The organism is Micrococcus sp. KRD070 (assembly GCF_017168435.1).
GTDB classification, from domain to species: Bacteria; Actinomycetota; Actinomycetes; order Actinomycetales; family Micrococcaceae; genus Micrococcus; species Micrococcus luteus.
Genome location: NZ_JABFNH010000008.1, coordinates 63,958 through 87,755, shown reverse-complemented (window position 1 = coordinate 87,755; position 23,798 = coordinate 63,958). Strand labels below are relative to the sequence as shown.

Here is a 23,798-nt window from a genome sequence, read left to right as displayed (position 1 = left end):
GGGTGCGAGGGCGGCGGGGGACGCCAGGGAGGCCAGGGCGGTCATGCTCAGCCCTCCCGGACGGCGCCGGCGGCGAGCTCGCGGGCGAGGGCGCCCACGGCCTGCGGCCCGCCGTCCGTCAGCGCGCGCACCAGGGCCGTGCCGACGATCGCGCCGTCGGCGTAGGCGCCGATCTCGCGGACGTGCGCCGCCTGGGAGACGCCGAGGCCGACGCACACGTGCTCCGCCCCGGCATCCTGAGCCCGGCGGACCACGGTCTCGGCGACGGTGGACACCGCGTCGCGGGTGCCGGTGACGCCCATGACCGACACGGCGTACACGAAGCCGCGGGAGGAGTCGACGGTGAGGCGCACCCGCTCGTCCGTGGACGAGGGCGCGGTGAGGAACACGCGGTCCAGGCCGTGACGGTCCGAGGCCTCCATCCAGGCGCCGGCCTCCTCGGGCACGAGGTCAGGGGTGACGAGACCGGCGCCCCCGGCCTCCGCGAGGCGGCGCGCGAACTCGTCGACGCCCATGCGGTCCACGAGGTTCCAGTAGGTCATCACCAGCACCGCGGCGTCGGTGCGCTGGGTCACCCGTCGGATGATGTCGAAGACGTCGGCCACGCGGAAACCCGCCTGCAGCGCCGTCTGGGTCGCGGCCTGGATCACGGGGCCGTCCATCACGGGGTCCGTGTAGGGCAGGCCCAGCTCGATGACGTCGGCGCCGTTCTCCGCGGCGGCGACGACGGCCTCGACGCACTCGTCCACGGACGGGTAGCCGGCCGGCAGGAAGGCGACGAGGCCGGTGCGGCCGGCCGCCTTCGCGGCGTCCAGGGCCGCGGCGGTCTTGGAGTGCACGGTCATGCCGGTCACTGCTCCTCTCCGGGGGTCATCTCCTCGAGCGGGTCCTTCTCCTCCGCGGCCGTGCCGAGGCCGAACCAGGCCGCCGCCGTGGCGACGTCCTTGTCCCCGCGGCCGGAGAGGTTCACGATGATGATCCGCTCCTCCCCCTCCGGGGCGTCCGGCCCCACGAGGCCCTCGTCCGCCCAGCGGCGGGCCAGGCGCAGCGCACCGGCCAGGGCGTGGGCCGACTCGATGGCGGGCGTGATGCCCTCGGTGCGCGTGAGCCGGAGGAAGGCGTCCATGCACTCGGTGTCCGAGACCGGCTCGTAGACGGCGCGGCCCGTGTCGTGCAGGAAGGCGTGCTCCGGGCCGACGGCCGGGTAGTCCAGGCCGGCGGAGATCGAGTGGGAGTCGATCGTCTGCCCGTCCTCGTCCTGCATCAGGTACGTGCGGGCGCCGTGCAGCACGCCGGTGCGTCCGAGCGTGATGGACGCGGCGTGGCGACCGGTCTCGAGGCCCTCGCCCCCGGCCTCGAAGCCGTAGAGCTCCACCTCAGGGTCGTCGAGGAAGCCGTGGAACAGGCCCATCGCGTTGGACCCGCCGCCCACGCACGCCGCGACGGCGTCCGGCAGGCGGCCGGCCTGCGCCAGGATCTGCTCGCGGGCCTCTTCGCCGATCACGGAGTGGAAGTAGCGCACCATGGCGGGGAACGGGTGCGGGCCCGTGACCGTGCCCATCAGGTAATGCGTGTTGTCCACGGAGGCGACCCAGTCCCGCAGGGCCTCGTTGATCGCGTCCTTCAGGGTGCGGGCGCCGATCGCCACGGGCACCACCTCGGCGCCGAGCATCTGCATGCGCGCCACGTTCAGGGCCTGGCGGCGGGTGTCCTCCTCCCCCATGTACACGGTGCACTCCATGCCGAACAGCGCGGCCGCCGTCGCCGTGGCCACGCCGTGCTGGCCGGCGCCGGTCTCCGCGATCAGACGCGTCTTGCCCATGCGACGGGCGAGCAGCGCCTGGCCGATCACGTTGTTGATCTTGTGCGAGCCGGTGTGGTTGAGGTCCTCGCGCTTGAGGAAGATGCGCACCCCGGGGGTGTCCGCGGCGAACCGCGGCACCTCGCTCAGCAGGGAGGGCCGGTTCACGTAGTCCCGGAACAGGGTCCGCAGCTCGGCCTCGAAGGCGGGGTCCTGCCGCGCCTGCTCGTAGGTGCGGGTGAGCTCCTGCAGCGCGGCCATGAGGGACTCGGGCATCCACTGCCCGCCGTAGTCGCCGAAGTAGGGTCCGGCCTGACCCTGATAGGGCCCCTCGAACTCGATCGCGGGCTCGGTGCTCGGACGGTCGGCGCTCATGGCGACCACGCTCCTCGGGTCTGGTTCGGTCAGCGGACGGTGAGGGACGCGGCGCGGAACGCGCGCAGCGCCTCCTCGGGGGCGCCGTGGCGCACGAGGGCCTCGCCCACGAGCACGACGTCGGCGCCCGCGGCGGCGTAGGCCTTGATCTGCTCCTCGGACTCGACGCCCGACTCGGCGACCCGGACGACGTCCTCGGGCAGCCCGTCGGCCAGCGCTGCGTAGCGGGCCGGGTCGACGTCCAGGGTCTTGAGGTTGCGCACGTTGACGCCGAGGATGCGGGCGCCGGCGGCGACGCCGCGCTCGATCTCCTCGGGCGTGTGGGCCTCCACGAGGGCGTGCATGCCCAGGGACTCGGTGAGCTGCAGGAAGCCGGCCAGCTCGGCGTCGTCGAGGGCGGCCACGATCAGCAGGACCAGGTCGGCCCCGTGGGCGCGGGCCTCGTGGATCTGGTACTCGGTGACGGTGAAGTCCTTGCGCAGGACCGGCAGATCGACGGCGGCGCGCACGGCGTCCAGGTCGGCCAGGCTGCCGCCGAAGCGGCGGGCCTCGGTGAGCACGGAGACGGCGCTGGCGCCGCCGCGCTCGTACGCGCGGGCCAGGGTGGCCGGCTCGGGGATCTCGGCGAGCGCGCCCTTGGAGGGGCTCGCCCGCTTCACCTCGGAGATCACCCGGATCCCCGCGGGGTCGGTGCGTCCGCCGTGCAGGGCCGCGTGGGCGTCACGCGGCGCGGGGGCGGCGGCCACCAGCTCGGCCAGGCGCGCCTCGGGCAGGGCACGGCGACGTGGCTCGAGGTCCTCGCGGACGCCGTCGATGATCTCCTGGAGGACGGACACGCGGATCAGTGACCGTGCTGGCCGCGACCCGCGCCGGCCTTGCCGGCGACGATGCCCACGACGACGCCCACGGCCATCAGGGCGAGCCCGATCCACACGACGACGCTCCAGTCGGCGAGCAGGCCGACGCAGCCGGCCACGAAGCCGACGAGCACGAGCGCCACCATGGCCCACGCGCCGGGCGAGTTGCCGTGGCCCGGCAGCTCGAGGTGGGTCGGGTCGTTGAGCACCAGGCCGTCCTCGGTGACGACGACGTCCTCGACGGCGCCGCGGCGGGCGGCGCGACGGGTGGTGGGCTCGGTGTGCGCGGTGTTCGCGGTGTGGCTCATGGCTGTCCCTCACTGGTGCGTGGTGTACATGACGACTGTCCCTCATTGTGCCATGCGGGCACGGGACCGGGCCCGCGTGACCCGGGACGACCCGGGCGGTGCGGGGCGGTCCGAGAGACGGGCGCTCACGTGGGGTCGTTGCCGCGGGACAGCTCGTCCCACGCGTCCATCTGGTCCACGCGCCGGCGCTGGGCCGCCTCGCGGGCGGACTGCGCGGGCTGCTCCCCGGCGGCGGCCGGGCCGGGCTCGGAGGCCGCAGGCGCCTTCTCGTAGCGCCGGGACGAACGCCAGCCACGGCCCGCCAGTGCCGCCACGACGCCGCACAGCGCCGCGAGCACGCCGCCGGCCGCCGCGACCCACGGCCACGCCGTCACGGCGTAGTCCTGCGCGAGCGCAGTGGTCCCGGTCGCGTCGGCGACCGCGGCGGCCGCCGTCGTCGCCGGATCCAGGGCGGCGGTGACCGAGGTCGAGGCGATCACGACCCCAGCCAGCGCCATGAGCACGCCGACGATCACGGCGCCGAGGCGCCGGGCGGTGGTCAGGGCGAGGGCACCGGCCATCACGACCAGGGCCATGGCGGTGGCGACGGGCGCGGCGGCGCCGCCCGACGTCGTCGCCTCGGAGGCGATCCCGCCGGACAGGCCCGTGGCGGTCACCCAGGTGCGGCCCGCCGTGAGCAGCACGAGCCCGCCGGCGGCCAGCGCGGCGAGGACCACGGTGCGGCGGCGCATCACGCCTGCCCCAGCTCGCCCGCGGTCAGCACGGACCGCAGCGGCGCCGTCGCCTTGGTGACGGTCTCGGCGGTCTCGGCGTCGGGATCGGAGTCGGCGACGATGCCGGCGCCGGCCTGCACGTGCGCCTGGCCGCGGTGCAGCGTGGCCGAGCGGATGTTGATCGCCATGTCCATGTTGCCCGCCAGGTCGAAGTAGCCGACGACGCCGCCGTAGGGCCCGCGCTCGGTCGGCTCCCACTCGTCCAGCAGCTGCAGGGCGCGGGGCTTCGGGGCGCCGGACAGCGTGCCGGCGGGGAAGGCGGCGCGGAGGACGTCGAGCGCGTCGACATCGTCGCGCATGCGGCCCTCCACGTGGGAGACCAGGTGGAGGATGTGGCTGAACGCCTCGAGCTCCATGAACTGGGTGACCTCGACGGTGCCGGGGCGGCACACGCGCGAGAGGTCGTTGCGGGAGAGGTCCACGAGCATGAGGTGTTCGGCCCGCTCCTTCTCGTCCTCCAGCAGGTCCTTGCCGAGGAGGCGGTCGTCCTCCGCGGTGGCCCCGCGCCGCCGTGAGCCGGCGATCGGATGGGTGACCACGCGGCGGTCCCGCACGGTGACGAGCGCCTCGGGCGAGGAGCCCACGATCTCGTACGGCTCCCCGTCCGGGGTCTCGAAGGAGAAGAGGTACATGTAGGGGCTCGGGTTCACCATGCGCAGGACGCGGTACACGTCCAGACCGGTGGCGTCCGTGGTGACCGAGAGGCGGCGGGAGACGACGGCCTGGAACACGTCGCCGTCGCGGATCGCCCGCTGGGCCTTCGCGACGGCCTCGCGGAAGCCTTCGGCACCCCACCGGTCCTCGGCCTGGGCGGCGACCTCGTCCGCGTCCGCCTCGAGCCAGCGGCGCGGGACGTCGCTGACCGGGTCCGCGGCCGGGGCGGCCAGGCGCTCGACCATGGCATCCAGGCGGGCGAGCGCGTCGTCGTAGGCGCGGTCCGCGCCGGTGGCCAGGCCGTTGCCGTTCACCGCGTTGGCGATCAGCGTCACGGTGCCGTCCAGGGCATCGTGCACGGCCAGGTCGGTGACGAGGTTCATCGCGAGGTCGGGCAGGCCGAGGTGGTCCTCGGGCGGGTGCGGCAGGCGCTCCCACGCGCGGACCGTGTTCCACCCCAGGAAGCCGGCCATGCCGGAGACGAGGTGCGGCAGAACGCCTCCGACCTCGGCGCGCACGTCCGTGCGCAGCAGGCGCAGGCATGCGGCGAGCACGTCCAGGGCACGGCCCTGCGTGGGCAGCCCCTCGGGCGGGGTGCCCTGCCAGTGCGCCTCACCGTCCCGCGAGGTCAGCGTGACGGCGGAGCCGGCCCCGACGAAGCTGTACCGGGACCATGCCGCGCCCGGGGTGGCGGACTCCATCAGGAAGGTGCCGGGGCGGGAGCCGGCCAGGCGCCGATGGATCGCCAGCGGCGTGAGGCCGTCCGCCAGCACCGTGCGGACCACGGGGATCACGCGGGCGGTGTCCGCCAGACGCAGGAACTCCGCACGGGAGGGAGTGGTGGCGGCGGTCATCGGGCGGCCTCCTCGGGGTCGACGGCGGCCGGCGGCATGACGATCTCGCGGCCGGTGAAGCAGGTGCGGGTGCCCGTGTGGCAGGCGGGGCCGGTCTGGTCCACGGTGAGCAGCAGGGTGTCGCCGTCGCAGTCCGCGTGGACCGCGCGCACCCGCTGCAGGTGGCCCGAGGTCTCCCCCTTGCGCCACAGCTCGCCGCGCGAGCGGGACCAGTAGGTGGCCCAGCCGGTCTCGAGCGTCGCGCGCAGGGACTCCTCGTTCATCCACGCCATCATGAGCACCTCGCCGGTGCCCTCCTGCTGGGCGATGGCGGGCACCAGGCCCCGGTCGTCGAAGGTCAGGGAGGCCACGAGGTCGTCGGGCGGGGAGATGCTCATGGAGGTCCAGTCTAGGGAGCCGGAGCGGGGCGTGGCCGACGGGGTCAGCGGACGGTGTGCCCCGCCTGCCGCAGGGCGTCCTTGACGCGGGCGAGCATGTCGTCCGGGCCGAAGTGGAACAGGGAGGCGGCGAGCACCGCGTCCGCGCCGGCCGCGACGGCGGGCGGGAAGTGCTCGGGCTCGCCGGCGCCGCCGGAGGCGATCAGCGGCACGCGCGTCACGGCGCGCACGTCCCGGATCATCTCCAGGTCGAAGCCCTCGCGCGTGCCGTCCGCGTCGATCGAGTTGAGCAGGATCTCCCCCACCCCGCGCTCGGAGGCCTCCCGGCACCAGGCGACGGTGTCGATGCCGGTGCCCCGGCGGCCGCCGTGGGTGGTGACCTCATAGCCGGAAGCGCATCCCGGGTCCTCCGTGCGCCGGGCGTCGAGGGAGAGCACGAGGACCTGGGACCCGAAGCGCCGGGTGATCTCCGTGATCACCTCGGGCCGGGCCACGGCCGCGGTGTTGACGGAGACCTTGTCCGCCCCCGTGCGCAGCAGCCGGTCCACGTCCTCGACGGTGCGCACGCCGCCGCCCACGGTCAGCGGGATGAAGACCTCCTCTGCCGTGCGGGTCACGACGTCGTAGGTCGTGGCGCGGTCCGAGGTGGAGGCGGTGACGTCGAGGAACGTGATCTCGTCGGCGCCCGCGGCGTTGTAGCGGCGAGCGAGCTCGACCGGGTCGCCCGCGTCCCTCAGGTTCTCGAAGTTCACGCCCTTGACCACGCGCCCGGCGTCCACGTCCAGGCAGGGGATGACACGCACGGCGAGGCTCACGTCGGCTCCTTCGTCTCGGGGGGCTCGGGCGGGACGGCGCGGGCCGTCAGAGGCGGATCGCGTGGATCGCGGAGATCAGGATGCCGCGGGCGCCCAGGGCGTACAGCTCGTCCATGACGCGGTTGGCGTCCGGCTTGCGGACCATGGAGCGCACGGCGACCATCGTCTCGTCCCGCAGCGGGGAGACCGTCGGTGACTCCAGCCCCGGGGTGACCGCGGTGGCCGCCTCCAGCAGGTCACGACGGATGTCGTAGTCGATCATGACCCAGCGGCGGGCCACGAGCACGCCCTTGAGGCGGCGCAGCAGCACGTCGAGGCCCTCGGGGCGCTCCCCCGCGCGGCCGATCAGCACGGCCTCCGAGTCGAGGATGGGCTCGCCGAAGACCTCCATGCCGGCGGCGCGCAGGGTGCTGCCGGTCTCCACGACGTCGGCGATCGCGTCCGCCACGCCGAGCTTGACGGAGGACTCCACGGCGCCGTCGAGGTGCACCACCGTGGCGTCCAGGCCGGTGCGGGCCAGGTAGTCGGAGAGCAGGCCGTCGTAGCTCGTGGCGATGCGCTTGCCGGCGAGCTGCTCGGCGGAGGTGAAGGAGCCGACGGGGGCGGCGAGACGGAACACGGAGCGGCCGAAGCCGAGCGCCATGATCTCCTCGGCGGTGTCCCCCACCTGCGCGTCGCAGAACAGGTCGCGGCCGGTCAGGCCGACGTCGAGGGTGCCCTGGCCGACGTAGACGGCGATGTCCCGGGGACGCAGGTAGAAGAACTCGACGTTGTTCTCGGGGTCCACGAGGACGAGCTCGCGGGAGTCCCGGCGTTGCCGGTAGCCGGCCTCGGTCAGGATCTCGCGGGCGGACTCGGACAGGGCGCCCTTGTTGGGCACGGCGATGCGCAGCACGCGTCGGTCTCCTCGGGGTGCGGTGGGGCGGGCCTAGGGCGTGTCTGAGAATAGATGCACGAGTCAGCTGAGACCCTGGGGACATGTCCCGGTTCCAGATGCTCTCCGACGCCCAATGGGAGTTGATCGCCCCGATGCTCCCGACCCGGACCGGCCGCGCCGGCAGGCCGTTCGCCGACGCCCGCACCATGGTGGAGGCGATCATCTACCGGTACCGGTGCGGAATCGCTTGGAGGGATCTGCCCGAGGTCTACGGGCCCTGGCAGACCGTGTGGACCTGGCATCGGCGCTTGGCCGAAAAAGGCACATGGGACACGGTGCTGGCCACGCTGACCGCCGCCGCTGACGCCGAAGGCCTGATCGATTGGTCGGTCTCGGTGGACTCCACGATCGCCCGCGCCCACCAGCACGCGACGAACATCACCCGCCACACAGGGGGATGGATCGAACTACAAGAATCCGCGTGAGGAGCCGGCCGATCACGGCATCGGGCGCTCCCGTGGCGGGCTGAGCACGAAGATCCATCAGCTCGTGGACGGGACCGGGCTGCCGCTGGTCAGCCTGATCACCCCCGGCCAGGCAGGGGACTCCCCGATGCTGCTTCCTCTTCTGGAGCAGCTGCGCGTGACCCGGCCAGTAGGGCGGCCCCGGACCCGCCCCGAGGCCGTGCTGGGCGATAAGGCGTACTCCTCCCGGGCGATCCGCACCCACCTACGTGCCCGTGGGATCAAAGCGGTCATCCCCGAACCGGCCGACCAGCAGGGCCACCGCAGACGGCGCGGTGCCCGCGGCGGGCGCCCCGTCAGCCTCGACGCGGCCGCCTACAAGGGCCGCAACGTCATCGAGCGCCAGTACGCGCACCTGAAGCAGTGGCGGGGCCTGGCGACCCGGTATGACAAGTACGCGATCATCTACAGGGCCGCTGTGGTCCTGAATGCTGTGATCGCATGGTCAAAACGATTGTCAGACATGCCCTAGGTGTAGGAGGGCATGACGTTGTTGACTCGGGTCGGTGCCAGTGAGGCCGGCGGGGCGTCTCCGCAGGAGGTATGAGGCCGATGGTAGTTGTAGTGGTTCACCCACACCGCCAGGGCCTCACGCCGAGCTTGCTCTGAGGTGTAGGGGCGGGCGTAGAGGACCTCGTCCACCATCAGCCGGTTGTACCGCTCGACCTTCCCGTTGTGGCGCGGGGTGTAGGGTCGGATCCGGTGGTGCCGGCCCCCGAGCGAGACCACCTTCGCGGTGAAGTCCACGGCCCGGTAGTTGTTGCCGTTGTCCGTGACCACCCGGTCCACGGTGATGCCGTGGGCGGCGAAGAACGCCCTCGCCCGGCAGAAGAACCCGATCGTGGTCACCGTCCGCTTATCCTCCAACGCTTCGGTGTACGCCAGGCGGGTGTACCCGTCGATCGCCGAGTGCAGGTAGGTGTACCCGACCCGTCGGCCAGGCCCGCGCTTGGCCGCTCGCGCGTTCTCGGAGTCCCGGCCGTGAGCACGCCAGCCGCCCCCCTCGGGGATGCGCCCGATCTTCTTCACGTCCAGATGCACCATGTGCCCCGGGCCGCGGGCGGTGATCTTCTGCGGTCGTTGGCGCAGGTCCTCACCCGTGGGCGCGAGGTCTCGCAACCGGGAGATGCCCAGCCGGTGCATCCACCTCCCCACGGTGCGCAGGCACAGCTGGTGGCCTTCGGAGGCGAGGTGGTGATGGATGCGCCGTGCGGACCACTTGCGCTCCCGCCGCAGGGCGTGGATCTGGGCGACCAGGACCGGATCGAGCTGGGCAGGTGAACGGTGCGGCCGGCTGGGCAGGTCCTGAAGGCCGGCTTCTCCCTGGGCGCGGTAGCGGGCGACCCAGGTGGCCACCGTGGGCCGGCTCACCCGGAACTCGGCTGCCACGTGTGCCTGCGGGATCCCGTCGTGCAGGTGGCGGTGGACCATCCTGAGACGGCCGGTCGGGGTCAGGGGTGCGTTAGCGTGAGTCATGAGCGGGTCTCTTCGGGCAGGTGGGTTGTTGAGGAACTTCCATCCTGCGGGAGAGGCCCACTCGTCTCATCTCAGCCGGGGAGGGCTGTGTGGACGCCATGGGCGCACTCTACGGTCCGGGGCGGGTCGGGCTGAAGGTCTCGGGTGTGCGGACCCGGGAACGGGGTGGTCGGCACGCCGCCGGGCCGGCGTCGGTCGGAGCGGGCCCGGCACGGTCCGTGAAAGACTGCTCGCTATGGCCACTGCAGATTCCGGAGACGTCCTGCCGCACCTGCGCACCGAGGCCATCCGCGCCGTCGTCGGGCCCACCAGTGCGGACCGCGGCTTCGCCGTGGCCGCGTCGGGCGCCGTGGGGCGCCTGCGCTACGACGCCGCCACCGGCCGCCTGAGCGCCTCCGTCCAGGGCACCGCGCCCAGCCCCTACCGGGTGCAGGTGCAGCTGCAGCAGGCCTACGACGACGCCGCCGCAGCCGGCACCGGTGCCCTCATGGAGCCGGTGGGCGGGCGCTGCACGTGCCCGGTCGGGACGGACTGCAAGCACGTGGCCGCCGCGCTCTACCAGGTGGTCCGCCTCGACGCCGACCAGGCCCTCGACGACGCCCGCCGCAAGCTCGCCGAGATGGTCACCACGGCGGACGCGCTGCCCGCGCCCACCGGACGGGGCCACGACGACGGCGGCCCGGCCGGCCTCGACGCCCCGGCCGCGGACGGGGCGGCGCCCCCACCCGCTGCCGGCCTGGACTGGCGACGGGTCATGGAGCCGCTGGCCGGGCTCGACGGTCCGCGCCGGCTGGGCACGCCGCCCGCGCTGGCGATCGGCGTGGAGCTCGTGGCCGAGTCCTCCCGCAACGCGTTCCAGCAGTGGGGCCCGGCGACGGCCGGGGAGGAGCAGGTGCGCGAGGGCCGCCCGCTGTACGTGACCGTGCGCCCGCTCAAGCGCGGGGCCAAGGGGACGTGGATCAAGGGCGGGCTGACGTGGAAGGCATTCCAGTTCCCGCGCGCCGAGTTCGCCCCCGCCCAGGAGCGGGCGATGCGCCTGATCTGGCGTCAGGTCCAGGCCGAGGACTCCTACCCGGGCGACGCCTGGTTCGGTCTGCACGTCTTCGACTCCCTGCGGATCTGGCAGCTGCTCGCGGAGGCCCGCGAGGTCGGGGTGGAGCTCGTGCCGCTGGGGCTGCTGACGGACGTGGTGCTGGAGGCGCCCGCCGCCGTCGGGCTGGACGTCACCGCCGCCCCCGACGGCGGCCTGGACGTGGCCCCGGCCCTGGACCCGGCCCCGCCCGTCCCCGGGCTGAGCGGTGTGCACGCCGTGGGCGGCATCGGCTTCTACCGCGTGGAGCTCACGGACGAGGAGGCCGTGCTCCACCTGATCCCCGCCGAACGCCCCGTCCCCGAGGCCGTGCAGCAGCTCGTGCTCGCCGGCGGGCCCGTGCGGGTGCCCGCCGCGGACCGCGAGGAGTTCCTCGGCCGGATCTACCCGCGGCTGCGTGGCGCCCTGCCCGTGACCAGCGGCGACGCCTCCGTGGAGCTGCCCGAGTTCGAGCCGCCCGTGCTGCGGCTGCGCGCCGACTTCCGGCCCGACCACGAGCTCGTGCTGCGCTGGTCCTGGCTCTACTTCGACCCGCCCCGCGAACTCGGCCTCGACGCCGGCGGCGACCCCCTGCGGGACACCCGGCACGAGGACGCGGTGCTGCGCGCCGTGGCCGAGCTCTGGCCCCGCGCCGGCCGCGCCGAGGAGCAGGTCCTCGAGGGCGTGGGCGCCGCCCGGTTCTCCGAGCAGGTGCTGCCGCTGCTGCAGCGCGCCGACCACGTGCGCGTGGACGTCACCGGCGACCGCCCCGACTACCGCGAACTGAAGGCCGCCCCGCGCATCGAGGTCGGCACGAAGGCCACGCAGAACGACTGGTTCGACCTGGGCGTGCAGGTCTCCGTGGACGGGCACGTGCTGCCGTTCGTGGAGCTGTTCACCGCGCTCGTGCAGGGCAGGACCACGCTGATCCTCGCGGACGGCTCCTACCTGGGCCTCGATCACCCCGCCTTCGACCGGTTGCGCGCCCTGCTCTCCGAGGCCGCCACCCTGCAGGAGTGGACCCCGGAGCACACCCCCGTCTCACGGCACCAGGTCGGCTTCTGGGAGGACCTCAAGGAGCTCGCGGACGAGGTGGACGAGGACCCGGAGTGGACCGCCGCCGTCGGGCGTCTGGCCGCCGTCGAGCGCCTCCCCGAGGCCCCGCGCCCAGCCGGCCTGAAGGCCGACCTGCGCCCCTACCAGGAGGAGGGCCTGCGCTGGCTGGCGTTCCTGTGGGAGCAGGACCTCGGCGGGATCCTGGCCGACGACATGGGTTTGGGCAAGACCGTCCAGACCCTCGCGCTCTTCGCCCACGCACGCCAGGCCCGGCCCGAGCGGCCGCCCTTCCTCGTGGTTGCGCCGAGCTCCGTGGTGTCCGTGTGGGCGGCCGAGGCCGAGAAGTTCACCCCGGACCTCGACGTGCGCGTCCTGGACACCACCACCCGCAAGCGCGGCACCGCCGTGGCGGACGAGGTGGCGGGGGCGGACGTGGTGGTCACCAGCTACACGCTCCTGAGGATCGACGCCGGCCAGTACGGCGGACTCGACTGGGGCGGGGTGGTCTTCGACGAGGCACAGTTCCTGAAGAACCGCGCCGCGAAGGTGCACACGGTGGCCCGCGACCTGCGCGCCCCCTTCCGGCTGGCCATCACCGGCACGCCGATGGAGAACTCCCTCAGCGACCTGTGGGCGCTGCTGGGCGTCGTCGTGCCGGGCCTGTTCCCGAGCCACCGCCGGTTCCGCGAGACCTACGTGACCCCCATCGAGACCGGGGGGGACCCCGAGCGGATGGCGGCCCTGCGCCGCCGCGTGCGCCCGTTCATGCTGCGCCGCTCCAAGGAGCTCGTGGCGAAGGACCTGCCGTCCAAGCAGGAGCAGATCCTCCAGGTGGAGCTCGAGCCGGCCCACCGCAAGCTCTACGACCGCGTGCTCCAGCGCGAGCGCCGCAAGGTGTTGGGCCTGCTCGGGGACATGGACGGCAACCGGTTCACCATCTTCACGTCGCTCACGCTGCTGCGGATGCTCGCGCTGGCGCCGCAGATCGTCGACGACCAGTACGCCTCCGTGCCCAGCTCGAAGCTCGAGCGGTTCCTCGACGACCTCACCGAGGTGATCGGCGAGGGGCACCGCGTGATCGTGTTCAGCCAGTTCACGAGCTTCCTGCGGGTGATCGCCGAGGAGCTGGACCACCTGGAGATCGAGCACGCGTACCTCGACGGCTCCACGCGCGGGCGCGCCGAGGTGATCCGTGGCTTCCGTGAGGGCGAGGCGCCGGTGTTCCTGATCTCCCTGAAGGCGGGTGGCTTCGGCCTGACCCTGACCGAGGCGGACTACGTGTTCCTCATGGATCCGTGGTGGAACCCCGCCGCGGAGGCGCAGGCCGTGGACCGGGCGCACCGGATCGGGCAGGAGCGGACCGTGATGGTCTACCGGCTCGTGTCCGAGGGGACGATCGAGGAGAAGGTGCTCGAGCTGCAGCGGCGCAAGGCCGAGCTGTTCGGCGCGCTCATGGACGAGTCCGACGACTCCGGCGCCGGCGCCTTCACCGACTCCCTCACCGCCGAGGACATCCGGGAGATGCTCGGCGCCGAGGAGTGAGGGCCGCGCGAGGCGTACCGGACGTTTTCGTTCGGGAAACGGCGGCGTGTCGCGACGTTTTCGTTCGGGAAACGGCGGCCCGCCCGCCCGTTTCGTCAACGAAAGTCGTCCCCGGGGCGCCGTTTCCCGAACGAAAGCGGGGGGTAGCCTCGGGCCATGCGTCGCCCGTCCCGTTCCAGCACCGCCGACCCCGCCAGCACCGCCGCCCCTGCCCCCACCGCCACCCCCGCCTTCGCGCCGTCCGCCCGGTCTCAGGTGCCACCGTTCACGGTGATGAGCATCCTCGGCCGGGTCGCCGAACTCCGTGCCGCCGGCCACGACGTCGTCAGCCTGTGCGCGGGGGAGCCGGGCGGGGGCGCCCCGCCCGCCGTCGACGCCGCGGCCGCCGCCGTCCACGCCTCCGGCCGTGCCTTCACCTACACCCCGGCGCTGGGCCTGCCGGAGCTGCGGACCGCCGTCGCCGGCCACTACCGCCGCTGGTACGGGCTCGACGTGCGCCCCGAGCAGGTCGCGATCACCACGGGCTCCTCGGGGGCGTTCATGCTCGGCTTCCTCGCGGCGTTCCCCCCGGGGGACCGCGTGCTCCTGCCGCGCCCCGGCTATCCGGCGTACCGCAACATCCTCACGGCGCTCGGGGTGGAGGTGGTGGACGTGGACGTCGACGCCGGCACCCGCTACCAGCCCACGGTCGCCCACCTGGAGGCGGCGCTCGCGGAGGGCCCGGTCGCGGGGCTCGTGCTCGCCTCCCCGGCCAATCCCACGGGCACGATGGTCAGCGCCGACGAGCTCGCCGAGCTCGCCCGCTGGTGCGAGGAACGCGGTGTGCGGCTCGTCTCGGACGAGATCTACCACGGCATCGTGCACACGGACGGGGAGGGGCTCGGCGCCTGCGCATGGCGCACCTCCCGCACCGCGCTCGTGGTCAGCTCGTTCTCCAAGTACTGGGGCATGCCCGGCTGGCGGCTGGGCTGGATGCTCATGCCGGACGACCTCGCCGCCGCGGTCGACGGCCTCGCCGGCTCGGTCGCCCTCTGCCCGCCCGCCGCGGCCCAGGAGGCGGCCGTCCACGCGTTCAGCGAGGAGTCCTACGCGTTCTGTGCCGAGCAGGCCGGCGGCTTCACGGCGACGCGCGGCGTCGTGCTGGCCGCCCTGCCCCGGCTCGGCTGGGCCGACGCCGCCCCCGCCGACGGCGCCTTCTACCTCTGGGCCCGTCTCGCCCCGGGCATGCTGGCGGAGTTCGGCAGCGCCGTCGGCTACTGCGCCGCCCTGCTGGAGGAGGCCGGCGTCGCGCTGACCCCCGGCGACGACTTCGACGCCGTCCACGGGCCCGAGTCCGTCCGGCTCTCCTTCGCCGCCGGCCCGGACGCCGTCCACGAGGCGCTCGAGCGGATCGCCGCCTGGCATGCGGCGCGCGGCCTGGCCTGACGGGCTCCGCCGCGCGCCGCACCGCCCGACGCCTCAGCCGCCCGACCGGCGTGTCCGTGACGGCCCGGTCGCCGAGCAGTCGGGCGCGGTAGATCAGCGGGTTGTGGCTGACCAGCACCCGCGCATTGCGCCCATGCCGGTCCAGCCCGCGTGTGCGCAGGGTCGCGGAGGCCCCGCCCACCTCGAACAGGCGGGTCGCCGCGCGCTCGAGGGCGTCACGTGCCGGTTCCCGCGACGGGGGCGCGCCGTCGGCGCCGCCGGTATGACGGGCAGACGCCCCCCGCCGTATTGCGAACCATCCGCAACAGTCTTTATTGTGAATCAGTCGCATCTTTCCGCCCTCGTGAAAGGCTCCTCGTGTCCCACTCCGCCCCGCAGCGCCGTTCCGCGCGCACCGCCGCCCTCTCCGCCACCCTCGCCGCCGCGGCCATCGCCCTGACGGCGTGCGGCGCGGACGCCGCCCCGTCCGGGCCGACGTCGGCCCCCGCCCCCGCCGCGGACGGCGCCGAGTCGCCGTCGGGTGAGGCGACGGCGGCCTCCTCCGTCTCCGAGGGGGACCGCGTCGACCCGACCCGGACCACCGAGGTCTCCGCGGTGACCCCGCGCATCCTGCTCTCCCACGAGGGCGGGCTCACGCTGCTCGACGCCGAGTCCGGGGAGGTGGTGAGGGAGCAGGACGTCCCGGGCTTCACGCGGCTGAGCAACGCCGGCAACGGCAAGGACGTCCTGGTGACCACCGGGAACGGCTGGGAGGTGTTCTCCACCGGCATCCAGGCCAAGGCCCACGGCGATCACGTCCACCACTACGAGTCCGCGCCCGGCATGACCGGCGTGACGTTCCCGGGTGAGCACCCCGGCCACGTCGTCACCCACAACGGCAGGACCACCCTCTTCGGGGACGGCACGGGCGCGATCCGGACCTTCGACTCGGCCCACCTGGACAAGGCGACCCCGGACCTCATGCCCGTCATGACGGAGGCCGAGACCGAGGACCCGCACCACGGCGTGGCGCTCGAGCTCTCCGACGGCACCCTCTTCACCACGCAGGGCACCGAGGACTCCCGCAACACGCTCCAGGTGATCGACCCGAAGACCAGCGAGGTCACGGCCGAGACCGACGACTGCCCCGGCAGCCACGGCGAGGCCGCGGCCCAGCCGACGGAGGCGGGCGACGTCGTCGTGATGGGATGCGAGAACGGGCCCGTCGTGTACCGGGACGGCGAGTTCCACAAGGTGGACGTCGAGACCGAGTATCAGCGCTCCGGGAACCTGTTCGGGCTGCATGACTCGCCCATCGTCCTGGGTGATCACAAGGTCGAGGAGGAGCCGGAGGAGGCCGTCGAGCGGCCCACGGCGATCGCCCTCATCGACACCCGCACCGATGAGCTCACCACCGTGGACCTCGGCTCCTCCTACTGGTTCCGCTCGCTCGGCCGCGCCGAGGACGGTTCCGCGGTCGTGCTGACCTACGACGGCGAGGTCACCGTGATCGACGAGGAGACCGGTGAGGTCACCGCCGAGTACCCGGTGATCGAGCCGTGGAAGGAGAAGGACGAGTGGCAGGAGCCCGGCCCGATCCTCAAGGTGGCCGGGAACACCGCCTACGTCACCGACGCGGAGGCCCAGAAGCTCGTGGCCGTCGACCTGGAGACCGGTGAGACCGTCCTGGAGAAGGACCTGGAGTTCGCCCCGGTCGAGATGGCCGTGGTCACCGGCGAGCCCGAGTCCGTGAAGCCCGAGGAGGGCGCTGATGCCGAGTCCGGCCACGACGAGCACGCCGACCACGATCACGGCCACGAGTCCGACGAGCACACCGACCACGATCACTGATCAGGTCGGGCCAGGGGAGCGGGGGTCAGCGCCGCGCGGCCGTGGCCCCCGCCGGCACCGGGTCCGACGCATCGGCGGGGTGTCCGAGGCGCGGGGCGGACGGCTGGAGCGCGAACACGAGCAGCGTGAGCGGGCCGACGAACGGCACCAGCCCGAGGAACAGCCACGCGCGGCTGAAGCCGGCGTCGTGGAGGCGCCGGGCGAGCAGGGCGAGCGAGGGGAGTGCGTGCGTGATCCCCACGAGGAGGACGGCCGCGTCGCGGAGGGACAGGTCCGGGGAGCCGAGGAGGAACACGTCCAGGACGGTGGACACGAAGTGAACGACGGCCTGCAGGAGCCACACGTAGAGCGCCGCGAGCCAGAAGTCGGCGCGGGACGCGCGCCCGCTGAACTGCGCGTAGCCGGCGTAGTAGCGGCGGATGGCCTGAAGCATGGTCATGGTCCGGCCCTCAGTCCTGCCGAGGGGACGCCAGCAGACCCTGTGCCGCGACGATCACGAGCATCGCAGCTCCCGCTTCGGCCGCCCCCGCGGGCCCGGCCACGGGATCGCCGAGAACCGCGACTACGGCACCGGCGAGCCCCAGCACGGCCATCGCCCCGCCGATCCACCAGAACACCGGGGCCTGGAATGCCCGGGCGAACGGGAGGAAGTGGCCGCCCACCACGGCGGCCACCAGGGCGATCTGCGCCGTCGGTGCGTCGAGCGCGAGTGCCACCAGGCGTGTCACGGGGAGGAGCGCCAGCATCGTGACGACGGCGATCCCGTAGACGCGCCGCGGGCGGGCGCCTGCACGGCGGGCAGCACCCGCCGGCGCAGCAGCACGACCACCAACGTGAAGCCGATCAGCGCGATCGCGCTGCCGCGCAGCGTGCCCTGGTGCTCGGCCGGCAGCCCCGCGATCCCGCCGAACAGGAAGGCGCCGCCGCCGACCACCCCGATCAGCCCGCCCCACACCACCGGGTGCCGGAGGTGGCCGATCCCGCGGACGGGCGGGTCGTCGTCGAAGTGGGCCGGCCGCATGGGGCGGGCCGTGGTCGTGTCCGTCATGGTTCCCCCTCGCATCACGTGTGACATGCGTCATCCTGCCATGACGGGTGGACGGGTCAGGCCCCCTGTGGACAGGCCCCGATGATCATCAGCGGGTGCTCCGCCGCGTCGAATGGGCGGCCGTGCCAGCCGCTCCAGACGCGGTCCACCGCCAGGTCCACCGACGCCGGCTCGATCAGCTCCGCCGTGCCCCGCCGCCACTCGACGCGGTCCCCGCCGGGGCGATCCCCGCGACGACGCGGGCGTCATCGTAGGCGCGGCGGTTCGTCTCGGCCGGGTCCAGATGCATGGACGGCACCGTATCTTGAAGATGACCGCATGCACCGCCAGCTGGACCACGAGGAGTTCGACCAGCGGCTCGAGGGCTGAGCCGCCGCGGTCTGCCGCGCTCACCCCACGAAGACGCAGAAGCGCCTGGCCGGCTGGGCGCAGGGCGTGTCTCCTCAGTGGGCACGCACCCATGGCGGCAGTTCAGTGCGTCATGCCTCTTGGCCGTGGCTGCTGTAGACCACGATCGGCGCTCTACTGGGATCGCGCGTCCTCTTCCACACGGTCATGCCAATTCGTTCGGCCACGCGACGGGAAGCCATGTTGTCGGGGTTGATGATCGCGGTGACCATCGTTGCGTCGAGGGTCTCGAACCCGTGTCGCAGGCAGGCAGAGGCCCCCTCGGTTGCCAGTCCCTGTCCCTGGCGTTCAGGCAGGACGTGGTAGCCGACCTCGAGGACCTCCTGGCCGTCGACGTTCTGCCAGGTCAGGCCGCAGTCACCGATGAAGTCGCCGGTGGTCCGGTGTTCGATGACCCACAGGCCGAACCCATGCTTGGCGTAGTTGTCCTTCGACCAGTTGATCCACCGCTGCACCTCGTTGCGCGACTTGGCCCGCGGGTAGTAGCGCATGACCTCCGCGTCTCCGCGGAGCCTGCACATGTCGTCGAGGTCAGCGTCGGTCATGCACCGGAACGTGAGTCGATCGGTGGGTTGCGGGATCACCCGACGACCTTACCGACGGCACTGAACCGGCTTCTTTGTCTTCGACATGTGCGTGAAACCACCCCCGCGGTCTGCCGCGCTCACCCCACGAAGACGCAGAAGGGGTGGCCGGCCGGGTCCGCGAACACGTACAGGGGCTCGTCCTCGTCGTCGGAGCGGTCCTGGACGAGGCGCCCGCCCAGGCGCAGGGCGTGGTCGTGGGCCGCGTCGAGGGAATCGCGGTCCGGCACGGTGAAATCCAGGTGCAGCTGCATCGGCACCTCGGGTGACGGCCACGTGCTGGGCTTCAGTTCGTCGGTGCGCTGGAATGTCAGGACGCGGCGGCCGTCGTCGTCCAGCAGCACGAGCCAGTCCGCGCTGTCCGGCTCGCGACCGTCCGCGAGCTCGTCGCCCGCGCGGTAGTGGAGGCCGAGGAGCTCGCGGTAGAACTCCGCGACGGAACGGATGTCGACGGCGTCGATCACCGGCTGCTGGAGCACGGGGCGAGTGACCATGGCCACACACTAAGCGACCTCGGTGTCCGCGTCAGCGTCTCGGCCTCAGTCGACGTCGTCGCGCCCCGCATCCACCCACCGCGCGGCCGGCACGACGGCGGCCAGCGAGACCACCGCCAGGACCTGCCACCCCGCGAGCGCCCAGCCGACCCCGAGCGCACCGCCTCGATCAGTGGCTGATCCCTCGCCGCCCATCCGGTGGCGGGGGATCAGCCGTGCGGTGGGCACGAGGCCACGGATGGGACCGAGACTTGCGGCGCTCCCGCTTGCGGTGGCCGTACCGGTGGCTGAGAGGCGAATGCGAAAAGCGTGACCGGCCCGATCTTCGGATCAGACACAGGAAGATCCAGGCGCGGTTGAAGTCAGCGTCGTGGAGCCGGCGTCGTAGCGCCGGATTGCGTCGCTGAAATGCAGGGCCTTGCCCTCAGCCCTGCCGCGACGGGCGGATGCGGCAGGCGCCCCTGTGAATGACCACCGATGTCGGTCAGCCGCCGCAGGATCCCACCCGCGGCGGCTGACCGACTGGCGTTCGTCTGTCAGAGTGCGATGGTCACGGACTTCACCTGGGTGTACAGCTCCAAGCTCTCCGCGCCCAGCTCCCGGCCCCAGCCGGACTGCCGAAAGCCACCGAACGGCAGCTGCGAGTCCAGGGCATGGAAGGTATTGACCCACACCGTGCCGGCCTTGAGCCGTGCGGCCACGCGGTGGGCACGGGAGACGTCCCGGGTCCACAGGGCGGCGGCGAGGCCGTATACCGAATCGTTCGCGGCGCGGATCACTTCGTCCTCGTCGGTGAACTTCACGGAGACGGCCACCGGGCCGAAGATCTCCTCGCGGACAATGGACATCTCCGGGGTGGTCTCCGTGAAGAGGGTGGGCTCCACGTAGAAGCCGGCGTCGCCGTGCCGCTGCCCGCCCGTCAGAGCGACGGCACCGTCCCGCTTGCCCTCCTCAACGAAGCCCATCACCCGGTCCAGCTGCTCCTGGGAGACCAGCGGGGTGATGGCGGCGTCCTCGGTGCCCGGACCGATGCTCATCTGGCGCATCTTCGCGGCGAGGGCCTCGTTGAACCGGTCGTAGACGTCGGCGTGCACGAACACGCGCGTGCCGGACTCGCAGGCCTGACCCGAGTTCAGGGTGAATCCCATGAGCGCCCCGTCCACGGCGGCGTCGATGTTGGCATCCGCGAACACGATGTTGGGGGACTTGCCTCCCAGCTCGAGCGACACCTTCTTCAAGTTTTCGGCCGCCGCCCCCACGATCTTCTTGCCCACCTCGGTGGAGCCGGTGAACGCGACCTTGTCCACGTCAGGGTGGGCGGTGAGCGCAGCACCGGCGTCGCCGTGGCCGGTGACGATGTTGACGACGCCAGCCGGCACGCCTGCCTCCGTCAACAGTTCGCCCAGCATCAGTGCTGTCAGCGGCGTCTGCTCCGCGGGCTTGAGGACCACGGTGTTGCCCGTGGCCAGTGCGGGGGCGATCTTCCAGGCCGCCATCAACAGCGGGAAGTTCCATGGGATGATCTGACCGCACACGCCCACGGGCTCGCGCCGTGTGTAGGAGTGAAACTCGGCCTCGGGCGGGGCCAGCAGCATGGATGGAGCATTGACGGCCCCCTGCAGCTTCGAGGGCCAGCCCGCGTAGTAACGGAAGCAGTCCGCAGCGGCGCGGACGTCAAAGGCGCTGGCGATGCCCACGCCTTTGCCCTGGTCGAGGGACTCCAGGAGCGCGAAGTCCTCGAGGCGTTCGGTGATCAGGTTGGAGATCCGCCACAGCAGGTCCTCGCGTACATTCGGCCGCATCCGCACCCATGAGCCCTCGTCGAAGGCGGCACGGGCCGCGGCGACGGCGGCGTCGATGTCGGCCTGCTCGGCGTGCGCCACCGTGGCGAGCACCTCGCCGGTGGCAGGATCCCGGGTCTCGAAGGTCTTCCCGGACGCCGCGTCGACCCATTCACCGCCGATCAGGAGGCGGTGGGGGCGGTCCAGGAAGGCGCGTACTCGCGCGGTCATAGGGGAGTTCGATGTCTCAGTCATGGTGCGTCCTAGGAGTCGTGAGATGGGGAGTGGGGCATCAGAACGAGGTGATGACGGAACGGATCACCTCGCCGTTGAGGAGCCGCTCGTACCCGGTATTGATCTCATCGAGGGAGATCTCCTGGGAGACCATGTGGTCCAGATCCATACGTCCCTGGACGTACAGGTCGGCGTACAGCGGGATGTCGCGCTGGATGTTGGAGGAGCCCATGGCCACCGCCTGCAGGCGTCGCTGTGCGAACAGCGAATCGAGCGAGGCGCCGAACTGGGCCGTGGTCCCGGGCGGGGCAATGCCGATCAGGTACGCGGTTCCGCCAGGTCCGAGAACGTCCTGGGCGAGTTGCTGGGTCACTGGCAACCCGATGGCCTCGAACGCGTGGTCCACTCCGGTGCCCGTGATCCCGAGGACCGCCTCGACGGCGTCCCCGGAGCCCGAGTTGACCACGTCGGTGGCGCCGAACCGGCGGGCCGCCTCAAGCTTGGAGTCGTCCAGGTCGATCGCGATCACGCGCTTGGCGCCGCATAGACGGGCACCGCTCACGGCATTGAGGCCGATGCCACCGACGCCCACGACGGCCACCGTGTCACCGGGCCGTACGTGGGCCGTGTTGATGGCCGCGCCAGCACCGGTGACGACCGAGCAACCGATGAGCGCGGCCTGCGGGAAGGGGATGTCCTCGTTGACAACGGCTAGCTGGTTCTCATGGACGAGTACCTGCTCGGCGAATCCGCCCACGTTGACGGACTGGGCGACGGGCGTGCCGTCCTGAAGTGTGAGGCGTGGCTTCTCCTCCGGCCCCCGCACCACAGCCTCCTGATTCAGGCACAGGGTGGTCTGGCCCGCGAGACACCGCGCGCAGGCCCCGCAGTAGGCGATCAGACAGGCGACGACGCGGTCGCCCGGCTTCAGGCTTGTCACGCTGGGGCCGACCGCGGCGACGACACCGGAGATCTCATGCCCTCCGGCGGCGGGCAGGGGCAGGCCGAAGTCGTGGTCGATGAGGTGCAGGTCCGAGTGGCACAGGCCGGAGGCCTTCACGTCCACCAAGACCTCCCGCCCCACCGGGTCGTCGATCACCACATCATGGATCTCGAACTTGCCCCCGACCTTCATTGCGAGCGCTGCGCGCATAATCGTTCTCCATTCACTAGGGTCGATTCCTGTCGCCTGAATATGACCTAGATCACATGTGGCAGAGTCAGGCTATGACCGGTGCCGTAGGGGCGGGGTGTGCAGTTCTGCGACACCCGCGGCGGCGGTGGCCCATCCTGACGGCGGGGGTCCTGGTGATGTGCGGACGGGCGGCCTAGGCTTCTCGACCGTGATGTGCATCTCAGAGTGGCCGCACGGGCGGGCATAACCGTCATGGTGTCGAATCGCCTCGAGACGGAATCCGGCTGGCGGCGGTCCCGGTTGCACGGGGTGCGCGCAGACGACACGCTGACCACTGCCACTCTCGACGTGCGGGCACGCGCGGCGGCACTCGACCATGCGGTCGCCACCACCCTGGCCGACGTGGCGCGTGATTTCGCCGGCCTTGACCTCTTCCTCTTTGCCTCCGACCGCAGCGGACGACTGATCCGCCTCGTGGGGCCATGGAAATCGGCGTTGGGGGAGCAGATTCGGCGGCGGGGGCTGGATGGGGCGGGCGTAGAGGACCTCATCGACCATCAGCCGGTTGTACCGTTCGACCTTCCCGTTATGGCGCGGGGTGTAGGGGCGGATCCGGTGGTGCCGGCCCCCGAGCGAGACCACCTTGGCGGTGAAGTCCACGGCCCGGTAGTTGTTCCCGTTGTCCGTGACCACCCGGTCCACGGTGATGCCGTGGGCGGCGAAGAACGCGCGGGCCCGGCAGAAGAACCCGATCGTGGTCACCGCCTTCTCGTCCTCCAACGCCTCGGTGTAGGCCAGGCGGGTGTACCCGTCGATCGCCGAGTGCAGGTAGGTGTAGCCGACCCGCCGGCCAGGCCCGCGCTTGGAAGCACGGCCTGCTTCACTGTCACGTCCGTGAGCACGCCAGCCGCCCCCGTCTGGGATCTTCCCGATCTTCTTCACATCCAGGTGCACCATGTGCCCCGGGCCGCGGGCGGTGATCTTCTGGGGTCGTTGGCGCAGGTCTTCTCCGGCCGGGGTCAGGTCCCGTAACCGGGAGATCCCGAGTCGGTGCAGCCACCGTCCCACGGTACGAAGACACACCCGGTGGCCCTCGGAGACGAGGTGGTGATGGATGCGCCGTGCGGACCACTTGCGCTCCCGCCGCAGGGCGTGGATCCGGGCGACCAAGACCGGATCGAGCTGGGCAGGTGAACGGTGCGGCCGGCTGGGCAGGTCCTGAAGGCCGGCTTCTCCCTGGGCGCGGTAGCGGGCGACCCAGGTGGCCACCGTGGGCCGGCTCACCCGGAACTCGGCGGCCACGTGTGCCTGCGGGATCCCGTCGTGCAGGTGGCGGTGGACCATCCTGAGTCGGCCGGTGGGGGTCAGGGGTGCGTTAGCGTGAGTCATGAGTGGGTCTCTTCTGGCAGGTGGGTTGTTGAGGAACTTCCATCCTGCGGGAGAGGCCCACTCGTCTCATCTCAGCCGGCGCCTCGTGGCAAGAACCTCATGACCCACAACA

The 23,798-nt window shown here is 72.2% G+C and carries 22 protein-coding genes and 2 pseudogenes; 4 read left to right on the top strand and 20 right to left on the bottom strand.

Annotated elements, in window-relative coordinates; all coding sequences use genetic code 11:
- Window positions 1-47: 47 nt before the first annotated feature.
- The 9 genes from trpA to hisG all read right to left on the bottom strand — a co-directional run bounded on the left by trpA (window position 48) and on the right by hisG (window position 7,709).
- Entirely contained in the window at window positions 48-854 is an 807-nt protein-coding gene (trpA, locus tag J1M38_RS03210) for a tryptophan synthase subunit alpha (protein ID WP_159833121.1), read from the bottom strand.
- Window positions 851-2,176 carry a tryptophan synthase subunit beta gene (trpB, locus tag J1M38_RS03205; RefSeq protein WP_122054299.1) on the bottom strand — a complete coding sequence of 442 codons (1,326 nt, stop codon included), beginning with the start codon at window positions 2,174-2,176 and terminating at the stop codon, window positions 851-853. The genes trpA and trpB overlap by 4 nt, the downstream gene beginning before the upstream one ends.
- A 29-nt stretch (window positions 2,177-2,205) precedes the next feature.
- Window positions 2,206-3,012, bottom strand: a complete 807-nt coding sequence (gene trpC, locus J1M38_RS03200) for an indole-3-glycerol phosphate synthase TrpC (RefSeq protein ID WP_049146874.1) — start codon at window positions 3,010-3,012, stop codon at window positions 2,206-2,208.
- A gap of 5 nt (window positions 3,013-3,017) precedes the next feature.
- Window positions 3,018-3,341, bottom strand: a complete 324-nt coding sequence (locus J1M38_RS03195) for an HGxxPAAW family protein (protein ID WP_010078761.1) — start codon at window positions 3,339-3,341, stop codon at window positions 3,018-3,020.
- A gap of 125 nt (window positions 3,342-3,466) precedes the next feature.
- Window positions 3,467-4,072 (bottom strand): Trp biosynthesis-associated membrane protein, encoded by a 606-nt coding sequence (locus J1M38_RS03190; RefSeq protein WP_044658968.1) that lies wholly within the window; start codon window positions 4,070-4,072, stop codon window positions 3,467-3,469.
- Window positions 4,072-5,622, bottom strand: coding sequence for a chorismate-binding protein (locus J1M38_RS03185; RefSeq protein WP_115164998.1), 1,551 nt, complete (start codon window positions 5,620-5,622; stop codon window positions 4,072-4,074). Before J1M38_RS03185 ends, J1M38_RS03190 begins: the two co-directional genes overlap by 1 nt.
- Entirely contained in the window at window positions 5,619-5,999 is a 381-nt protein-coding gene (gene hisI / locus J1M38_RS03180; RefSeq protein WP_115164999.1) for a phosphoribosyl-AMP cyclohydrolase, read from the bottom strand. Before hisI ends, J1M38_RS03185 begins: the two co-directional genes overlap by 4 nt.
- 44 nt (window positions 6,000-6,043) lie before the next feature.
- Window positions 6,044-6,814 (bottom strand): imidazole glycerol phosphate synthase subunit HisF, encoded by a 771-nt coding sequence (gene hisF / locus J1M38_RS03175; protein WP_049146869.1) that lies wholly within the window; start codon window positions 6,812-6,814, stop codon window positions 6,044-6,046.
- Window positions 6,815-6,860: 46 nt separating this feature from the next.
- Window positions 6,861-7,709, bottom strand: coding sequence for an ATP phosphoribosyltransferase (hisG, locus tag J1M38_RS03170; RefSeq protein ID WP_036315380.1), 849 nt, complete (start codon window positions 7,707-7,709; stop codon window positions 6,861-6,863).
- Window positions 7,710-7,792: 83 nt separating this feature from the next.
- Between hisG and J1M38_RS03165 the strand changes: the two genes are divergently transcribed.
- Window positions 7,793-8,687 (top strand): IS5 family transposase gene (locus tag J1M38_RS03165; protein ID WP_119217202.1). Its coding sequence is split into 2 segments (ribosomal slippage): window positions 7,793-8,149 and window positions 8,151-8,687, totalling 894 coding nucleotides; the frame shifts between segments, so codons are not numbered across the junction.
- Here J1M38_RS03165 and J1M38_RS03160 read toward each other — a convergent pair.
- Entirely contained in the window at window positions 8,684-9,691 is a 1,008-nt protein-coding gene (locus J1M38_RS03160) for an IS481 family transposase (protein WP_206501168.1), read from the bottom strand. The two genes, J1M38_RS03165 and J1M38_RS03160, sit on opposite strands and share 4 nt — an antisense overlap.
- Before the next feature lie 235 nt (window positions 9,692-9,926).
- On the opposite strand from J1M38_RS03160, the gene J1M38_RS03155 reads away from it, so the two are divergent.
- Both J1M38_RS03155 and J1M38_RS03150 read left to right on the top strand, forming a co-directional pair.
- Window positions 9,927-13,358: a DEAD/DEAH box helicase gene (locus J1M38_RS03155; protein WP_206481650.1), complete on the top strand. Its 3,432-nt coding sequence runs from the start codon at window positions 9,927-9,929 to the stop codon at window positions 13,356-13,358.
- A gap of 156 nt (window positions 13,359-13,514) precedes the next feature.
- Window positions 13,515-14,783 carry an aminotransferase class I/II-fold pyridoxal phosphate-dependent enzyme gene (locus tag J1M38_RS03150; RefSeq protein ID WP_036314917.1) on the top strand — a complete coding sequence of 423 codons (1,269 nt, stop codon included), beginning with the start codon at window positions 13,515-13,517 and terminating at the stop codon, window positions 14,781-14,783.
- Between the two features lie 55 nt (window positions 14,784-14,838).
- Here the strand turns inward: J1M38_RS03150 and J1M38_RS11910 are convergent.
- Window positions 14,839-14,997, bottom strand: a pseudogene (locus J1M38_RS11910) (acyl-CoA dehydrogenase); the annotation flags it as partial.
- Window positions 14,998-15,140: 143 nt separating this feature from the next.
- On the opposite strand from J1M38_RS11910, the gene J1M38_RS03145 reads away from it, so the two are divergent.
- Window positions 15,141-16,613, top strand: coding sequence for a PQQ-binding-like beta-propeller repeat protein (locus J1M38_RS03145; protein ID WP_206481838.1), 1,473 nt, complete (start codon window positions 15,141-15,143; stop codon window positions 16,611-16,613).
- Window positions 16,614-16,638: 25 nt separating this feature from the next.
- Here the strand turns inward: J1M38_RS03145 and J1M38_RS03140 are convergent, their stop codons facing one another.
- The 9 genes and pseudogenes from J1M38_RS03140 to J1M38_RS03100 form a co-directional block, all read right to left on the bottom strand.
- Entirely contained in the window at window positions 16,639-17,052 is a 414-nt protein-coding gene (locus J1M38_RS03140; protein ID WP_020626549.1) for a DUF805 domain-containing protein, read from the bottom strand.
- Between the two features lie 10 nt (window positions 17,053-17,062).
- Window positions 17,063-17,341, bottom strand: a complete 279-nt coding sequence (locus tag J1M38_RS03135; protein ID WP_223247480.1) for a hypothetical protein — start codon at window positions 17,339-17,341, stop codon at window positions 17,063-17,065.
- Window positions 17,338-17,661 (bottom strand): hypothetical protein, encoded by a 324-nt coding sequence (locus J1M38_RS03130; RefSeq protein ID WP_020626551.1) that lies wholly within the window; start codon window positions 17,659-17,661, stop codon window positions 17,338-17,340. Before J1M38_RS03130 ends, J1M38_RS03135 begins: the two co-directional genes overlap by 4 nt.
- A gap of 479 nt (window positions 17,662-18,140) precedes the next feature.
- Window positions 18,141-18,653, bottom strand: a complete 513-nt coding sequence (locus J1M38_RS03125) for a GNAT family N-acetyltransferase (RefSeq protein ID WP_020626554.1) — start codon at window positions 18,651-18,653, stop codon at window positions 18,141-18,143.
- 80 nt (window positions 18,654-18,733) lie between these two features.
- On the bottom strand, window positions 18,734-19,147 hold the full coding sequence (locus J1M38_RS03120) for a VOC family protein (RefSeq protein WP_036314920.1): 414 nt from the start codon (window positions 19,145-19,147) through the stop codon (window positions 18,734-18,736).
- A gap of 45 nt (window positions 19,148-19,192) precedes the next feature.
- Complete coding sequence (locus J1M38_RS03115) at window positions 19,193-19,375, bottom strand: hypothetical protein (protein WP_020626556.1); 183 nt, start codon at window positions 19,373-19,375, stop codon at window positions 19,193-19,195.
- A 308-nt stretch (window positions 19,376-19,683) separates the two neighbouring features.
- Window positions 19,684-21,183 (bottom strand): aldehyde dehydrogenase family protein, encoded by a 1,500-nt coding sequence (locus J1M38_RS03110; RefSeq protein ID WP_036314923.1) that lies wholly within the window; start codon window positions 21,181-21,183, stop codon window positions 19,684-19,686.
- Window positions 21,184-21,220: 37 nt separating this feature from the next.
- Window positions 21,221-22,315, bottom strand: a complete 1,095-nt coding sequence (locus tag J1M38_RS03105; protein ID WP_020626558.1) for an alcohol dehydrogenase catalytic domain-containing protein — start codon at window positions 22,313-22,315, stop codon at window positions 21,221-21,223.
- 510 nt (window positions 22,316-22,825) lie between these two features.
- A pseudogene (locus tag J1M38_RS03100) lies at window positions 22,826-23,686 on the bottom strand (IS481 family transposase); the annotation flags it as partial.
- Window positions 23,687-23,798: the final 112 nt, after the last annotated feature.

Excerpts from the sequence above, each read along its gene's own strand:
- trpB (WP_122054299.1), bottom strand. The coding sequence starts at position 2,176 with ATGAGCGCCGACCGTCCGAGCACCGAGCCCGCGATCGAGTTCGAGGGG.
- J1M38_RS03195 (WP_010078761.1), bottom strand. The coding sequence starts at position 3,341 with ATGAGCCACACCGCGAACACCGCGCACACCGAGCCCACCACCCGTCGC.
- J1M38_RS03190 (WP_044658968.1), bottom strand. The coding sequence starts at position 4,072 with ATGCGCCGCCGCACCGTGGTCCTCGCCGCGCTGGCCGCCGGCGGGCTC.
- J1M38_RS03185 (WP_115164998.1), bottom strand. The coding sequence starts at position 5,622 with ATGACCGCCGCCACCACTCCCTCCCGTGCGGAGTTCCTGCGTCTGGCG.
- hisI (WP_115164999.1), bottom strand. The coding sequence starts at position 5,999 with ATGAGCATCTCCCCGCCCGACGACCTCGTGGCCTCCCTGACCTTCGAC.
- J1M38_RS03160 (WP_206501168.1), bottom strand. The coding sequence starts at position 9,691 with ATGACTCACGCTAACGCACCCCTGACCCCGACCGGCCGTCTCAGGATG.
- J1M38_RS03155 (WP_206481650.1), top strand. The coding sequence starts at position 9,927 with ATGGCCACTGCAGATTCCGGAGACGTCCTGCCGCACCTGCGCACCGAG.
- J1M38_RS03150 (WP_036314917.1), top strand. The coding sequence starts at position 13,515 with ATGCGTCGCCCGTCCCGTTCCAGCACCGCCGACCCCGCCAGCACCGCC.
- J1M38_RS03140 (WP_020626549.1), bottom strand. The coding sequence starts at position 17,052 with ATGACCATGCTTCAGGCCATCCGCCGCTACTACGCCGGCTACGCGCAG.
- J1M38_RS03130 (WP_020626551.1), bottom strand. The coding sequence starts at position 17,661 with ATGACGGACACGACCACGGCCCGCCCCATGCGGCCGGCCCACTTCGAC.
- J1M38_RS03120 (WP_036314920.1), bottom strand. The coding sequence starts at position 19,147 with ATGGTCACTCGCCCCGTGCTCCAGCAGCCGGTGATCGACGCCGTCGAC.
- J1M38_RS03110 (WP_036314923.1), bottom strand. The coding sequence starts at position 21,183 with ATGACTGAGACATCGAACTCCCCTATGACCGCGCGAGTACGCGCCTTC.
- J1M38_RS03105 (WP_020626558.1), bottom strand. The coding sequence starts at position 22,315 with ATGCGCGCAGCGCTCGCAATGAAGGTCGGGGGCAAGTTCGAGATCCAT.